11 protein-coding genes are annotated in these 16,052 nt (G+C 38.8%); 6 read left to right on the top strand and 5 right to left on the bottom strand.

Annotation, left to right across the window (positions count from 1 at the left end):
* Positions 1–12: 12 nt before the first annotated feature.
* The 6 genes from Cop2CBH44_RS13700 (at position 13) to Cop2CBH44_RS13725 (ending at position 11,910) form a co-directional block, all read left to right on the top strand.
* Positions 13–1,515, top strand: coding sequence for a RagB/SusD family nutrient uptake outer membrane protein (locus Cop2CBH44_RS13700; RefSeq protein ID WP_200755030.1), 1,503 nt, complete (start codon positions 13–15; stop codon positions 1,513–1,515).
* Positions 1,516–1,572: 57 nt separating this feature from the next.
* Entirely contained in the window at positions 1,573–3,252 is a 1,680-nt protein-coding gene (locus Cop2CBH44_RS13705) for a glucoamylase family protein (RefSeq protein WP_246469129.1), read from the top strand.
* A 54-nt stretch (positions 3,253–3,306) separates the two neighbouring features.
* Positions 3,307–5,727, top strand: coding sequence for an alpha-L-fucosidase (locus Cop2CBH44_RS13710; RefSeq protein WP_200755031.1), 2,421 nt, complete (start codon positions 3,307–3,309; stop codon positions 5,725–5,727).
* 27 nt (positions 5,728–5,754) lie between these two features.
* A complete protein-coding gene (locus Cop2CBH44_RS13715; protein ID WP_200755032.1) occupies positions 5,755–8,910 on the top strand; it encodes an alpha-L-fucosidase in 3,156 nt (1,051 codons plus the stop codon).
* A 56-nt stretch (positions 8,911–8,966) separates the two neighbouring features.
* Entirely contained in the window at positions 8,967–10,247 is a 1,281-nt protein-coding gene (locus tag Cop2CBH44_RS13720) for a glucoamylase family protein (RefSeq protein WP_246469216.1), read from the top strand.
* Positions 10,248–10,452: 205 nt separating this feature from the next.
* Positions 10,453–11,910 (top strand): T9SS type A sorting domain-containing protein, encoded by a 1,458-nt coding sequence (locus tag Cop2CBH44_RS13725; protein WP_055097668.1) that lies wholly within the window; start codon positions 10,453–10,455, stop codon positions 11,908–11,910.
* Between the two features lie 79 nt (positions 11,911–11,989).
* Here Cop2CBH44_RS13725 and Cop2CBH44_RS13730 read toward each other — a convergent pair whose 3' ends face one another.
* From Cop2CBH44_RS13730 to Cop2CBH44_RS13750, 5 genes are all read right to left on the bottom strand, one after another.
* A complete protein-coding gene (locus Cop2CBH44_RS13730) occupies positions 11,990–13,096 on the bottom strand; it encodes a glycoside hydrolase family 43 protein (protein ID WP_021931871.1) in 1,107 nt (368 codons plus the stop codon).
* 368 nt (positions 13,097–13,464) lie between these two features.
* The gene (gene map / locus Cop2CBH44_RS13735; protein ID WP_021931869.1) at positions 13,465–14,316 is read right to left on the bottom strand and encodes a type I methionyl aminopeptidase; all 852 of its coding nucleotides are present in this window, start codon (positions 14,314–14,316) and stop codon (positions 13,465–13,467) included.
* 92 nt (positions 14,317–14,408) lie between these two features.
* Positions 14,409–14,786, bottom strand: a complete 378-nt coding sequence (gene secG / locus Cop2CBH44_RS13740; protein WP_021931868.1) for a preprotein translocase subunit SecG — start codon at positions 14,784–14,786, stop codon at positions 14,409–14,411.
* 4 nt (positions 14,787–14,790) lie between these two features.
* Positions 14,791–15,534 carry a DUF8458 domain-containing protein gene (locus Cop2CBH44_RS13745; RefSeq protein ID WP_200755033.1) on the bottom strand — a complete coding sequence of 248 codons (744 nt, stop codon included), beginning with the start codon at positions 15,532–15,534 and terminating at the stop codon, positions 14,791–14,793.
* A 20-nt stretch (positions 15,535–15,554) separates the two neighbouring features.
* Positions 15,555–16,052, bottom strand: coding sequence for an LptE family protein (locus Cop2CBH44_RS13750; protein WP_021931866.1), 498 nt, complete (start codon positions 16,050–16,052; stop codon positions 15,555–15,557).

Here is a 16,052-nt window from a genome sequence, read left to right on the forward strand (position 1 = left end):
ATCGTAAAAACAATGAAACTAAATAGAATAATTGCAATTTCCTCTTTAGCTCTCGTAATGACGGGAACATCTTGTTCAGATGATTTTCTGGATAGAAAGCCTTATGGAAAAGTAACATCAGAGGATCTTGGGTTCGGTGAAGATATACTTTATTCGGCCAATGTTTTTAAAGCGTATGGGCACATGCGAGAGTATAGTGTCGCTGCCATGCCGTTTGTCGCTATTACAAGTATCGCTTCTGACGATGCTGATAAAGGGAGTACCCCAACTGATGGTCCCGACCAGGCCCAGATTGACAATTTTAGATTTAATGCCGATAATGGGATTATAAGTAGTTGGTATAAGGGAAATTACGAGGGTATAACAGCTTGTAATTTGGCACTAAATACGTTGGACAGTATACAGGTTGGTGATGAATCGGTCGAATTATTGAAAGCAGAAGCTCGTTTTCTGAGAGGGGTTTATTACTTTAATCTGGTTCGTTCGTTCGGTGGATTATCCATTGTCGATCGCCAGTTAGAGCAAACGGAGCAAACTCCTCCACGTAGCGATATAGATGCGACTTATGCCTTTATACAAAAAGATTTTGAATATGCGATGGGTATTTTGCCTCCCAAATCGGTGCAACCTATATCTTCAATGGGGAGAGCTACTCGGGATGCTGCTAAGGCTTTTTTGGCTAAAACATATCTTTATCAAAAGAATTGGCAACAGGCGTATAATTTGACGAAAGAAATTATAGAGTCGGGCGAATATAATCTGAAAACACCTTATGATAAAATATTCACAGAAGATGGCGAAAACAGTAGTGAATCGGTTTTTGAAGTACAATGTGAACATAATATCTATTATGGTCGTGAAATCGGCTCTCAATATGCTCAGGTTCAGGGAATTCGAGGCTCTCTTGATTATGGCTGGGGATTTAATACTCCATCCAAAGCTTTGTATGAAGCGTATGAAGCCGGAGATCCCCGGAAAGCAGCGACAATTATGGAACGGGGAGCAACGTTGGAAGATGGGGTAAAAATCCCTTCCGGAGCACCGAATGCTTATTATAATAAAAAAGTTTATCCTTGGTTAGTCGAACAGACTAAGCCCAATCGTAATTTTAATTCATATTGGTACTTTGGTGCTTGGATTAATATTCGGTTGATGCGTTATGCCGATGTAGTACTTATGAATGCCGAAGCTGCAAATGAGATTGGCGGTGAAGAGATGATAGATGAGGCTTTGGAAAAATTAGAAATGGTGAGGAACCGGGCACGTGGAGGGAATCCTGATATTTTACCTAAGGTTACAACTCGGAATCAGGCGGAACTTCGTGATAAAATCAGATTTGAACGTCGTATTGAGTTGGCGATGGAACACGAGCGTTATTTCGATATCGTGCGTTGGGGGATTGCCGGAGATGTGTTAGGTGCGAAATGGATACCGGGAAAACATGAGTTGTTCCCTATTCCTCAGGAACAAATAGATTTGTCAAATCATATATTGACGCAAAATCCCGGATATTGATAGCCGTTTGGAAAAATGTTGGATAAGGAAAGACAATTAGTAATTTATTACATAAATATGAAGAGATACTTTAAATTGTTAGTATTGGGAATAGGATTGATGGGAATGTTTTCCTGTGGAGGAGAAGATGAACCGATTGTCGACTCTGGAAATAATCCGGATGAAAATCCGGTAGAGCCACCGGGCGGTTTCACTCCGGATCAAACCTATGAGGAAGACCGTAAACTCTTAAATTTAGTCCAAAAAGAAAGTTTCTCATATATGTGGGATTATGGGCATCCTGTATCTGGGCTGGCATATGAACGTTATCCGGGAGAAGGTGTGGTAACTATTGGAGGAAGCGGTTTCGGCATCGCATCTATTGTCGTTGCGTGCGAAAGGGGATGGATTACCCGCCAGGAAGCTGTAGCCCGGATGTTGAAAATAACGGACTTTTTAAAAAATAAATCGGAGAGAACGAAGTTGCATGGAGCATTTCCTCATTGGATGAATGGCGAAACGGGAAAAACTGTACAATTTAGCGAAGGTGATGATGGTGCTGATATTGTAGAAACCGCTTTTCTGTTCGAAGGCTTGTTAATTGCGCGACAGTATTTTGCCGGTACCGGAGATGAGGAAATTATTCGGAATAATATAACCACGATGTGGGAAGAGATGGAGTGGGACTGGTTTACTCAAGGGCAGAATGTCTTGTATTGGCATTGGAGTCCGAATACCGGATTCAACAAAAATATGCAGATTACAGGTTTTAATGAGTGTATGATGACCTATATCCTTGCCGTGTCGTCCCCGACTCATCCCGTTTCTCGTGCAGTATACGATGCTTGGACATCGACCAGTGGATATATGCAAAGAGTGCATAATGGTTATACGATCGAAGCTGCTGTCGATTATTGCGGACCTTTATTTTTCACTCATTATTCATTTATAGGATTAGATCCCCGAAAAATCGCTGATGAATTTGTAACGAAAGGATATTTTATTCGTAATACGACGCATACGCTTATAAACCGAGCGTATTGCCTTGAAACAGCTCCCAAAACAAATAAATATTCTGAAAAAAGTTGGGGACTTACGGCCTCGTATGCAACAGATGGCTATACAGCCAGTTCGCCCAAAAACGATGTGGGAACGATTGCGCCTACTGCAGCATTGTCGTCAATGCCTTATACTCCGCATTATTCGATGCAGGTACTGTGGAATTTGTATTCGAACAAAGACAAATATTGGGGGAAGTACGGGCCGTTCGATGCATATTGCGATAGCCGTAACTGGGTGTCTACGGATAAGTATTTGGCGATCGATCAGTTACCGATTGTATGTATGATTGAGAATTACCGGTCGGGTTTGCTTTGGAATCTTTTTATGAAAGATGCCGATTTAAAGAACGGTTTGTCGGTAGCCGGCTTGCATTATCCTGAATATAAGACTGGATTCCCGTTAATGATGACGACGAAAGAATATGTAAACGGAACCTATAAAGCCATAGCTCATGATTTGCGTCGTCATCCGGATACTGGATTGTATACCGTTCCGTTTTATTGCCAAAGTGCTGGAGAAGTAACATTTAAGGTGACCGACTCAGGAAATCGGTTGATAAAAGAAATTCAGGTATCTGCTGCCCAAGGAGAAAATACATTGTCTTTTGAGCAATTTGTAAATACTACGGAAGAAGTGTATACTTTGACGATGGTTTATTCTGGAGGAGAAGCCAAGTTGAAGATTCGGATGAACTAAAATGTGAAATTTTTAATTCAGTAACAGGGGAAATTTTCAGTTAACATAATGACTATGATGAGAAAACCATTAATGATAATTATATATGGTTTAGCCACCTTTATACCCTTATGTGGACAAACTTTGATTTCTGATTTTGAAAAGAACAGTTCATCTTTCGATGTCGGAAAGATGATTCCGATAGGAGATATGGAGATGAAAATTGTAGATAATCCATCGCGTACCGGTATTAATACCAGTAAGAAAGTATTGAGAATGGTTCGGCGTACGGAAGGGAAGGAACAGTGGGCTGGTTTTTCTATTCCGGTTCATCCTGAATGGAAAGATGCGACTGAACCTGAAAAGTATAGATATGTACATATTAAATATTTTAGGACAGATGCTCGGTCTGAAATGAGATTTAAGCTTTTTAGGCAGACATTTGATGAGAATACAATCGAAAAATCGAGTGAAAATAAACCCGAAAAAGTAGGTGTATGGGAAGATATGGTGTTCGATCTGAAAACGGGGAAAGGAAATTATGAAAACCTGTCCGTTATGCCCGATTTTTGCGGAGCTCGTCCAGCGGGTATAACGGTATATATCGATGATATTGTATTTAGTAATGAGCCGGAACCGGAAATGATTTTTTCTGAAAGAAAACCGACGGTAGAAATGAGTACAGTATATTCTTCGGCAGTATGTCTCAATGTACAGAAATTTCCTGATGTGAAATATTATGAAGTGTATGCCGATGGAAAAAGGTGGTTACGTTCTGATTCTTCTGAAATATTGGTCGAAAAATTAAAGCCACTTACTGATTATCGTTTTCGTATAAGAGCTGTGGACCATCGAGGCCAGAAGTCTGAGTTTAGTGACGAATGCCTGGTAAAAACATTAAATATCGGAAGTTTGGCAATACCGGCGGATTATAGTTATAAAAATGTGACCAGACGTGGGGTAACTTTATGTTGGTCTCCGGTGTATAAAGCTCAGGCATATGAAATTTATGAGAACGGGGTTTATTATGCCTCGACAAATCTCTCGGAATTCGAAATAAAAGGTTTGAATCCATATTCTTATTATACATATCAGATAAAAGCCATTAATGAAAAAGAATCATCGGGATTGTCTTCACCTCTTCATATCGTGACAAATGAGACGGAAGAACAGAGAAATGAGAGAATGAAGTGGTGGCGGGAAGCTCGTTTTGGAATGTTTATTCACTGGGGAGTATATGCCGCTTTAGAGGGGAAAGGTCGCAATCATAAAAAAATAGGAGCTCCTATCGAATGGCAGCCTTGCAGCCGTAATCATTCGGATAATATGTATGGAGAATGGATTATGGAAAAATACGATATACCATTAAAGGAATATCAGGAGAATGCAAAGAAATTGACATTACCGGTTTTTGACCCCGATGAATGGATTGGACTGGCTCAGGCTGCAGGTATGAAATATGTGATTTTGGGAGCAAAACATCATGATGGTTTTTGTCTCTGGAATACCCGCACAACAGACTGGAATATTGTGAAATCGACCCCATACGGAAAAGATATGGTCGCTCAGCTTAGCTGTTCGGCGAAGAAGCAGAATATGAAATTTGGACTGTATTTTTCACAGGCACTTGATTGGGCGAATGGTGGCTCCGGTCGTCGTTGGGATCCTGATATGAATGTCCGTACATTTGATGAGTATATAGATGAAGTTGGAATTCCGCAGATACACGAGTTACTGTCCGATTTTGGTAAACTGGATATATTGTGGTGGGATATGCCTATTGAAATGACACCTGAGCGTGCAGCTAAATACTATAGTGCAGTTAGTCAACATTATAATATTCAGAAAGGCTTGATTCAGAACGACCGTTTGGTAAATAATATTTATTGTGATAATCGTATTAAACCTGCAGAACAAAGGGGCGATCATAATACGCCCGAACAGAATATTCCCGATGTACCACCGACAGGTTATGTTGACGGGAGAGATTGGGAAACTTGTATGACGTTAAACGAAACTTGGGGGTACAAAGCCAATGATACTTTGTGGAAATCTCCCACGGAAATAATTAGGAAATTGGCAGATATTGTAAGTAAAGGAGGTAACTTTCTGATAAATATCGGGCCTGCACCAGATGGAAGTTTCCCGGAAGAAAGTACACAAATATTGAAAACGGTCGGAAAATGGATGGAAATAAACGGTGAATCTATTTATGGGACGATAAGTAATCCTTTTCAAAAGGGACTTCCTTATGGTCGATGTACACGTAAAGTAACCTCGAATAATAAAACAACTCTTTATCTACATGTATTCGACTGGCCTTCGGACGGAATATTGCTATTGCCTACCCATAAAGAAATAAGGAAAGCATATTTATTGGCCGATGCGAATCGGGAGGAGCTGTTATATACATCTTGTGATGCAGGGCAGCGATTACAGGTTCCATTGTCTGCTCCGGATAAAATAAACTCAGTAATAGTAGTAGAATTAAAATGAATTATTAATCGTTAATCTTATAATATAATGAAAATCAAGAATCTCTTATTTAGTATGGCTTTGATTTGCAGTTTGCCGATACAGGCACAAGATCAGCTAATCGATGATTTTGAGAATGGAAAATTGAATTTTTCTTCTAATGGAGGAGAAATGGGAAATTTTCAGTATGAAGTGGTTACTAATCCTTCTAAATCGGGGATTAATACCAGTGAATACGTGTTGAAGTTTAAGCGGACAGTCGCTAATACACCGAACTGGGGTGGTTATTGGTTTGATCTGAAAGAAGAAATTCAGTCCTTAGTAAAACCTCAGGAATATCGTTATGCCCATGTGAAATATTACCGTATTGATGAACAATCGTATATGAAGGTGAAAATAGAGCAATCTACTGCCGGAGGTGCTGCTAAAGAAATGGCAAGTATAAATGCTCCTCAGAAATTAAATAAATGGGAAGATCTTGTTTTTGATTTTGAAGGAGCGGTAGGACCTTATTCACGTATGACGTTAATGCCCGATTTCGTGTCCGACCGTCCGGCTGGAATTGAAGTATATATCGACGATATTCGGTTCAATAATGACCCCAATCCTCTATCCATTTTTACCGAAATGATACCACAGGATGTTACGTTTTCAGAACTTACCGCAATTTCTGTAAAGTTGGAATGGGTGAATATCGGGGAGGCAGTGTCTTATACCGTCTATAATAATGGAATCGAAATGAAAACGGTGACAACACCATTTGTGACATTGACCGAATTAACACCTGCAACGGAATATAAGATTACGATAAAAGCGAATAATGCCAATTGTGAACAGTCCGATGCCAGTGCGGAGGTTATATTTACAACGTTGAAAGCCGGAGAGCTGGCGATGGTCACAGGTTTGGTCAATATGGATAAGATAAAAGAACCCACGACCGATTCAAGCCATCCACAAGGATGGATTTATAGGGAGAATAAATATGAAGATAAAATTAATCTGGAATGGAATGCGGTGTATAACGCGACTCGATATGAAATATATAAAAATGGTGTGAAAGTAGATGAAACCACTGATACTAAATATACAATAAACGGTTTACAGCCGCATACTATTTATTATTTCCAAGTAAAAGCAGTTAATGAAGAGGGTGATTCCTCCGAATTAACACCAAAATTATATGCTCAGACAAAAGAAACGGATGAACAGCGGAACGAACGTATGGCTTGGTGGCGTGATGCCCGTTTTGGGATGATGATAACCTGGGGAGTACATTCTGCCTATGCAGGTGAATACAATGGTAAAAGAGCCGATAAACATAATGGAGAAGGAAATTATTCTGAATGGATTATGTTTGGGCAGAATATACCTGTAGAAGAATACAAGCTGAAAGCTGCCGATTTTACTTGTGAGAATTATGATCCAGAGGCATGGATGCAGGCTGCTGCAGATGCCGGAATGAAATATCTGGTATTTATTTCGAAACATCATGACGGTTTTGCCTTATGGGATTCTAAAGCATCAGACTGGAATGCTCTGAAGTCTTCGGGAGCACAGCGTGATGTTATGAGACCGTTGATTGAAGCGGCACGTAAACGTGGGATAAAAATAGGGATTTATTATTCTCATTCTTTAGATTGGGGGAATAAAGGAGGCTTAGGTTGGATGCCACAGATAAATAAGGCTCCTTATTTTGGCAAATGGGATGCCGAATCGCAAGAAAAATATGTGAATGAAGTATGTATACCTCAAATAAAAGAATTGCTGACAGAATACGGACAGGTAGATGTTTTTTGGTGGGATATGGGAGTTTCTGATCTTAGCTTGGAGTATGAGCAGAAGATGTTAGGTGCCATATATGAAAGCGGACAGGGTGATCACATTATTTTGAATAACCGTCTTCGTTTCGATGGTTCTACACCGGGAGACCATGAAACACCGGAACAGAGCATTCCTGGAGTACCGGCTACTGGTTATGCCGATGGCCATGATTGGGAAACCTGTATGACGATGAATGATAACTGGGGGTATAGTAAGCACGATACCGAATGGAAAACTCCGGCGGATGTTATTCGAAAGTTAATCGACATCGTTAGTAAAGGAGGTAATTTCTTGTTGAATGTAGGACCAAAAGCAGATGGTACATTTCCTGAACAATCCTCTTATATTTTGAGTGAGTTGCATAATTATATGCAAGTTAATGCAGAAGCGATACACGGTACACGTGCTTGTCCGTTAGAAAATGGAGTTCCTTTCGGAAGAGTTACTTCTAAAGTAGAAGGAGACCGGACGACATTGTATTTACACGTGTTCGACTGGCCTGCCGACGGTAAATTGCTTGTTCCTGGGTTATATAACGCTAATGCTGAAATATCGTTGTTAAAAGACGGTTCATCATTGCATTATACGGTAGAAGAACAGGGATTAACGATTCAGGTTCCCGCTGAAGCTCCGACAACTTATAGTTCGACTATCAAGGTTGTTGTAAATGAACCGTTGGACATGCATGTTGCTCCGGTAGTACAAGATGAGGACGGTACATTGACATTGACTGCCGAGACAGCGATTTTACAAGATGAAACCGGAATTTGCCGGGAAACTTTAAGTGATGGAAAAGTGAGCCTGGGTTGTTGGAAAGGAGTACCTTCTACACAGGAGTTGGTACAGTGGTATACTAAAATAACCAAAACCGGAAGCTTTAAGGTGAAAGGAGAGATTGCTGCATTCGATTCCGGTAATTTTACGCTAAGTAACGATAATAGTCAATCCCGGATTTCTTTTGTGGGAACAGGAGGATGGAACCCTGAAAATTTTAAACTGATTGAAATGGGTACGTTCGACATTTCTCAAGCCGGATTACAAAATATAAATTTGACTACGGTTGCCGATGGATGGCATCCTCTTGGATTACGCAAATTGGTATTAGAACCGGCTACTATGACGAGTTTAGATGAAAATCAGGATATTCCGATACGGATTTTTGTGAAAGATAACAAAATCTATTGTGAATTACAAGTAAAACAGGACTGTAATGTAAATTTCTTTCTTTACAATATGCAAGGTGAATTGCTATATCAGGACAGAAATAATTATTTGAACGCTGGCTTTCATACTTTGTCGTTCGTCCCGAGACATAGTGGTTTATTATTGGGTAAGGTGATTGTAGGAAATAAAGTTGTTGCTCAGAAAGTAAGTATTAAGTAGGTTTTAGCTTTCAAAAGATAGGTAAACCTGTTAGTAAATAAAATTGTATGAGTAAAATGTTTATAGTGATAATTCTAAGTCTAAGTACTGTTATCCAGGTTTTTGGAAAATGTGTGCTCACAGATGAGGAATTGTTGAACTTGACACAAAAACAAACTTTTCGTTATTTTTGGGACTATGCTCATCCGGTTAGCGGTTTGGCAAGGGAACGTTCCAACCGTACTCCTGAAACGGTAACTATCGGAGGTTCGGGCTTTGGAGTAATGGCCCTGATTGTAGGCATAGAACGATGTTTTATTACTCGTGAGCAGGGAGCTGAACGGTTATTGACGATGGTAGATTTTCTTCAAAATAAGGCAACACGTTATCATGGTATGTGGGCTCATTGGATAAACGGGACGACCGGTAAAACTATACCTTTCAGCCCGAAAGATAATGGAGCTGATATTGTGGAGAGTTCGTTCATGTTTGAGGGGCTTTTGACGGCACGACAATATTTTAACCGGAATAATGATGTTGAAACCCGAATTAGGGTTATTATTGATACTCTTTGGAATGAAGCAGAGTGGACTTGGTTTACACAGGGAAGAAATGTCTTATATTGGCATTGGTCTCCGAATTATGGTTTTGAAATGAACCATGAGATACGCGGTTATAATGAGTGTCTGATTACTTATATACTGGCGGCGGCTGCACCGAAGTATTCGATAAATGCGGATGTTTATCACCAAGGGTGGGCTCGTTCCGGAGATATGGTCAATGGGAAAAGTTATTATGGCATTGAACTTCCCTTAGGCAGTGAGTATGGGGGACCGTTGTTTTTTTCTCATTATTCATATTTAGGACTTGACCCGAGAGGACTGAAAGATAAATATGCCGATTATGAAAATCAAGTGAAAGCACATACATTGATTAACCGGCAATATTGTATTGAAAATCCGAAGGGGTATTCCGGATATGGCAGTCAGTGTTGGGGGCTTACGGCTAGCGATGGAAATAACGGTTATTCTGCACATGCTCCGACAAATGATAAAGGTGTGATAACTCCGACTGCAGCATTATCGTCGGTTCCATATACCCCGGAGTATTCCATTGATGCTTTACGGTATTTTTATGAGGTTCAGGGGAATAATCTGTGGGGAGAATATGGTTTTAAAGACGCATTTAATCCCGGAGAAAACTGGTATGCCGATTCATATTTGGCGATTGACCAGGGTCCTATTATCGTCATGATTGAGAATTATAGGAGTCAGTTATTGTGGAATTTATTTATGTCTCATCCTGATGTGTCGGCCGGATTAAGAAAATTAGGTTTTGTTTCACCTTATTTTGAATAAGGTAGATGTCTGATTTTAAAAATATAGTCTTCGTATTCTATTGATTACTAAGACTATAATGAAGATAAAGAAAGAATGTAGTACTAAAATAGAGTTGTCTTAAAATTGTTTTTTTTCGATGAAGTATCGGTAATGTAGTCAGATATTTTAAAGATAGAAGAATGCAATATAGTTTTGATTCCATAAAATATAAAAACACGATAGCATGAAAAATTTATTACTAACAGTGGCACTATTGGCCGGAACATGGGGACTTTACGCTCAGACAAGTTTTGATTATGAACAGGCGACCGAGAAAATTTATGGTTTCGGTGACGATATCGATCCGATAACAGTCAAAATAATAGATAATCCGGTAGCAGGGGGTATCAATACCAGCCGGAAAGTGGTTTCATATCATACGACGGATGGACGCTGGTGTGGCTTGAAGCAGCGTATCGATGCGATGGATGTAATTCAGACAAAGAAAAAGTACCAGTATTTTTCAATAAAATTTTATCAGCCTGTCGCTACTACGGCAGAAGTACAGAAAATTCGTCTCAAATTGTTAGGCTCATGGATGGATCTTTCGGAGAGTGCGATTAAAACCGGTATTGAAAATGGTATATTTAGTGAGGGTGCATCTATGGATGATGAAACTTTATGGACTTTATTAACGGGAGAACAGGGGCAAGAATTTGCCTTCGATGGTTCTGAGGCTGATGGTACGAGCCCGGTTAATAAAATTGCCGGCGAATGGATCGAATTAAAATATGACATTTCATTATTAAATGAAAATATGTTTCCTGATGGGAAAATTTATGGTTTTGCCATAGAACCGACCAATGGAGCAGGAAAAGTTGGAGATTATATCTGCTATGTTGATGATGTTAAATTTATAGAGGATCCTAATCCAGATGTAGAGGTTCCGGCAGATAGTTATACCTATTATACTTTGGATGATTTTGAAGGTGAGACTAAAGCATGGGTAGGCATGGAAAATGCTTCATGGGAAATTGTCGATAATCCTTTATCCGGAGATTTAATTAATAATAGTGCTAAAGTTGCTAAGGTTACGCGGGTAGCTGGGTCGAATAATTGGGCCGGAATTATACTCGACGGATTAGCTTTGAATATGGGTACAAAAGCTGTAGATACATATCGTTATGCTCATGTAAAGGTTTATAAAACGACTGCTGGTGAAATGAACTTTAAGGTCGAAGGTGGTCCTGCCGGAGCCAGTCTCGAATCTCCGGGTGTGCCTTATACTCCTGACGGAAAATGGCAGAATATCGTTTTTGATTTAACTGGAGCAAAAGCCGGAGAGTATGCTAAAGCTTTTATTATGGTAGACAGAACGGACAATATCCCGGAAGACTATATTGTATATATTGATGATATTAAGTTGAGTAATACGAATGTTATAGAAGGTTCTACCAGCGATATAGAGAATGCGAAAATGGGAGATGTATATATAGTCGGGAATTCATTATATATAAATCCGGATGTTGCAACCAATGTCTCTGTAAAGATTTATGCACCGACAGGCCAGATGTTATCAGATGTTTTCGAAGGGAAAGTTCAGTCGGGTATGCAAAGTCTGTCATTAGACATGGCAAAAGGTTTGTATATTGTTTTTGTAAAGATAAATGGTCAGGTAAAAACGTTTAAAGTGATAAGATAAGGCTAAAATGTGAGTATTGGTATAGGATGGGAAAAGGCCGAGAAAAATAAAAATCTCGGCCTTTTTGGGCTGTATGTGTTTATTTTAATTGGGGAGTAGGCTGTGGTGTAGTCGTTGGCCCATGGACAATTAATTTGCCATCAGGTGTGATTTCCATTGGGTCGATAAATACAACACGAGCATCACCCGAATCTTTGGTTCGTCCATGGTAAACGCAATACATTTGTCCGTTGGGTAAAGATAATACCATATTATGTCCCGTACCTGTGACAATTCCTCCTTTAGGTGTATTTTTTTCTAAAACAGGATTATTATCGGCTTTAACGAATGGTCCTAAAGGATTTTTAGAAGTTGCGTATCCGACAGCATAATGTTCACCTTTATAATAGTTCCCGGAATACATCATATAGTATGTACCGTCATACTCAAAGATAAAAGAACCTTCGGTCCATCTCCGGTTGATTTCACCAGAGAGTACAGACCGACTTTCCCATTCGGCTTGAGGGTCATCTATTTTATAAGGTGGTTGTAATAGACATACCGGCTCCCCTATAATCCCGCTAAAATCTGGTTTCATTTCCACGCCATATACCCAGCTTTCTTCTATTTCTTGGAATTTTCCTTCTTCCTTCATTTTTTTTGAAATCTCACTTTCTACCGGATGTTTATAGCAGCACCGGGAATAGTAAAGGTATGTTTTCCCATTTTTATCAAAAAGTAAATTGGCGTCGATGATTGGATAACCCGGGTCAAAAATAGGACGGTCATACATTTCTGTAAAAGGTCCGGTGGGTTTGTCAGAAGCAGCTACACCTATTCGGAAAATTTCTTCTTCATTATTGGGGTTTTCTTTCCAGTTTGAACTATAAAACATATAATATTTTCCATTTTTTTCGTATACCTCAGGAGCCCAAAACATATCGGTACCCCAGGAAGATGTGTCAGCTTTATATGCTACACCTTCATCTGTCCAGTGTGTTAAATCTGTCGAGGAATGACATTTAAATCCTGCGAGTCCAGATTCGTCGGTACCATACATATAAAATTTTCCGTCAGAAGCATATAGGATAAAGGGGTCTCCAAATTTTACAGGAATAGGATTTGTAAAAGTTTTTACCGCTTTGTTGTTACATGATATGAAAAGAATGGCCGAAAACAATGCGATTAGAAAAAGGAATTTTTTCATAATTTCTATTTTTATATTTTTTGTTAGACAGACTTTTTGCAAAGATAAAAATATTCATAAAAATAAGGTTTTAGATAGAATTTCATTTAATGTTGTTATTTAAGGGTTTTAAAGTACTAAAATATGTGAGTAGTATTTTACCTTAATATTTTTTCGAGTTATTACGTCGTAGTACTTTTCAAATGTATTTGTAGATTATGTTTTTGAATACAGAGAATATTCTTTGTAAGTGATTCCTGTTTACAAAAAAGTTTGTTTTCAGTTGAGATAAACGGTTGGAATTTTTGGTTTTGAGAGTTTAGTGTATGAATGAAAAGGGAAGAAAATATAGGTGAAGACGGAGTAGGACAGAAATGAAGTTCTGACAGTTACCAAGTCAGAATTTCATTTCCTGTTTCTGTTATAAGTATGGTATGTTCCCATTGGGCAGATGGTAGTCCATCTTCGGTAAGAACCGTCCAACCGTTTTTTTCGTCTACATATACTTGATATTTACCCATATTTATCATTGGTTCTATAGTAAATGTCATGCCTGGAACAATGAGCATGCCTGTCCCTTTTTTGCCAAAATGCTCAACATTAGGAACTTCATGAAACTTGAGTCCGACACCGTGGCCGCAAAGGTCTCTTACAACAGAATATCCGTTCTTTTCGGCATGTTCTTGGATTGCTGCTCCGACGTCTCCTAATCGGGCCCAAGGTTGTGCTGTGGCTATTCCTATTTCAAGGCATTCTTTAGTTACTTCGACAAGCCTTTTCCATTCTTCTTTTACATCTCCTATCATAAACATACGTGAAGCATCGGAGAAGTATCCTTCATATATGGTAGATACATCTACGTTTATAATATCTCCGTTTTTTAAGATTTCATTTTCATCAGGAATCCCATGGCAGACTACTTGATTAATAGAGGTACATACGCTTTTGGGAAATCCTTCATAATTGAGAGGAGCAGGAATGGCATTATGGCTGGTTGTATAATCATATACCAATTTGTCAATTTCAGCAGTAGACATTCCTTCTTTGATGTTTGCTGCTACACAGTCAAGAACACCTGTATTAATGCGTGCACTGGCCTTTATGCCCTCTATTTGCTCAGGGGTACGAATAATACGAAGAGGAGGAACTTTATACCCAAAATGTTTATAAGTTAATATTTTTTTTTCTATTTCAGGGAGAATGTGTGATGCTTTTTTATGATTATGATGATTCTTTTTCATTACTTCAAATCTTGATAATATATAAAAACAAAAGAGATTGCCCCCATATTACCGGGCAATCTCTTGTATGTAGTGTAAATAATTTCTTGAAATTATTTGGCGGGAGTTGCCGGAGTTTCCGGTGCTGGTGCTGTAACTGGAGCTTGAGTCTGCTCGGGAGCACCTTGGTTTTCAAACCCGGGTTTAGTATTTACCGGAAGACTTTGCTGAACTTTATCTTTGATCTCAGAACCACTTGCAGCGTTCTGGGATGGTAAAAATGCCGCAGCGACAATACTCAATATGACTACAGTACCGGCTAGAGACCAAGTCGCTTTTTCGAGGAAATCGGTGGTTTTCCTTACTCCCATAATTTGGTTGGTTGATGAGAATCCTGAAGATAATCCCCCTCCTTTAGAATTTTGTACCAATACGATAAGAATCAAAAATATCGATGCAATGAGAATTAAAATGGTGATGAACAAATACATTTTGTTATTCAGTTTTTATGTTAATAATCAATTTTTCTAAAAATCTAATCTGGTCTGCAAAGTAAATATTTTTTTCCGGATATTTCAAACTTAATTTTTTAATTATTTCCAAAGCTTTGGAATATCTTTTCTGTTTGATATAAATTTTGGCTAAACTTTCGGTTAGAAAAGCTTCGTCTCCGGATTTTGTCAGTGTATCGTCTTCTGTTATTATAGGTGTGACCGTTGAGCTGGATTCGTCTTTCTTTATATTGAGAACCTCTGGAATATTATTTTGAACTTTTTCGATAAAGGAGTCGATTAAGTCCATTTGGCCTTGGTTATTGGATGTAATTTTCTCACTGTTGGTAAATGTAGAGAAATAATCTGTAGAGGCAACTGCCGGATTGAATATTGTTTTTTCCAATATTTTTTGCTCCTTCGATTGTTCTTCAGTAGATTCTGCAGAATAGTTTTCAAGAAATTTATCGATTAGAGAGAAAGAATTGTTATAAGTTGAGCCTTGAGTATTTGGAACTTCATATAATTGGGTCCAACGGTGACGTACTGCTTCGGTCATTTTAAATAATATTTTACGATCCGGAGCATATATTGCTTCTTTGTGTAGAGCTTCTTTGTAGAGAGGGGTCTCCTTAATTTTCTCAAGGTACAGTAATCGAGCAGCTTGAAAATATGGATATTCAAGCAAGATATTTTGGATTTCTTGTGCTGATAATTGTCGGTTTTCGTTTGACAATTCTTTGCGCATGTCGTCTCCGCTTATCATAATTACCAGTTTGCTACTGTTGCGTTAAAGATAAGGTCGGCAAGTTCAGCGACAATTTCCTTGATTAATCCGTCTTGTACTTGGTTTAGCATTTGGCTACTTGAGAAATCTCTGTATGCACTAAATGTTTGTTCCAAGTCAAATTGAGGGTCTTTACTATTAGTATAACGGACTTTTACGGAGACGGTCAACCGAGTTTGTGATGCATAGGCATCTTCAGTTACAGCTTGAGGTGAAAGATCGTATCCTGTAATCTCACCTTCTACTAAAAGGTCTCCACCACTGTTAACTAAAGATAATCGAGTCTGTCGTGTGTATACATCTTTTAATGCTTCATTAAAAGCGGGAGCTAACGGCGGATATACCAATGTTGCTCGAATAGGGAAATTTGCAACAGTAATTGTTTTTGTTTTTGTATAATCAATAGATGCTCCATTAAATTTATAGGATATGGTGCATGATGTCAAAACGATGAGTATGAAAACTAAAAAATGCTTCAT

It is taken from the genome of Coprobacter secundus subsp. similis, assembly GCF_015097275.1.
Taxonomy (GTDB): domain Bacteria; phylum Bacteroidota; class Bacteroidia; order Bacteroidales; family Coprobacteraceae; genus Coprobacter; species Coprobacter secundus.

Bases quoted from the DNA above. Each gene is read 5' to 3' on its own strand.
- Cop2CBH44_RS13700 (WP_200755030.1), top strand. From the start codon at position 13: ATGAAACTAAATAGAATAATTGCAATTTCCTCTTTAGCTCTCGTAATG.
- Cop2CBH44_RS13710 (WP_200755031.1), top strand. From the start codon at position 3,307: ATGATGAGAAAACCATTAATGATAATTATATATGGTTTAGCCACCTTT.
- Cop2CBH44_RS13725 (WP_055097668.1), top strand. From the start codon at position 10,453: ATGAAAAATTTATTACTAACAGTGGCACTATTGGCCGGAACATGGGGA.
- secG (WP_021931868.1), bottom strand. From the start codon at position 14,786: ATGTATTTGTTCATCACCATTTTAATTCTCATTGCATCGATATTTTTG.
- Cop2CBH44_RS13705 (WP_246469129.1), top strand. From the start codon at position 1,573: ATGAAGAGATACTTTAAATTGTTAGTATTGGGAATAGGATTGATGGGA.
- Cop2CBH44_RS13750 (WP_021931866.1), bottom strand. From the start codon at position 16,052: ATGAAGCATTTTTTAGTTTTCATACTCATCGTTTTGACATCATGCACC.
- Cop2CBH44_RS13715 (WP_200755032.1), top strand. From the start codon at position 5,755: ATGAAAATCAAGAATCTCTTATTTAGTATGGCTTTGATTTGCAGTTTG.
- Cop2CBH44_RS13745 (WP_200755033.1), bottom strand. From the start codon at position 15,534: ATGCGCAAAGAATTGTCAAACGAAAACCGACAATTATCAGCACAAGAA.
- Cop2CBH44_RS13730 (WP_021931871.1), bottom strand. From the start codon at position 13,096: ATGAAAAAATTCCTTTTTCTAATCGCATTGTTTTCGGCCATTCTTTTC.
- map (WP_021931869.1), bottom strand. From the start codon at position 14,316: ATGAAAAAGAATCATCATAATCATAAAAAAGCATCACACATTCTCCCT.
- Cop2CBH44_RS13720 (WP_246469216.1), top strand. From the start codon at position 8,967: ATGTTTATAGTGATAATTCTAAGTCTAAGTACTGTTATCCAGGTTTTT.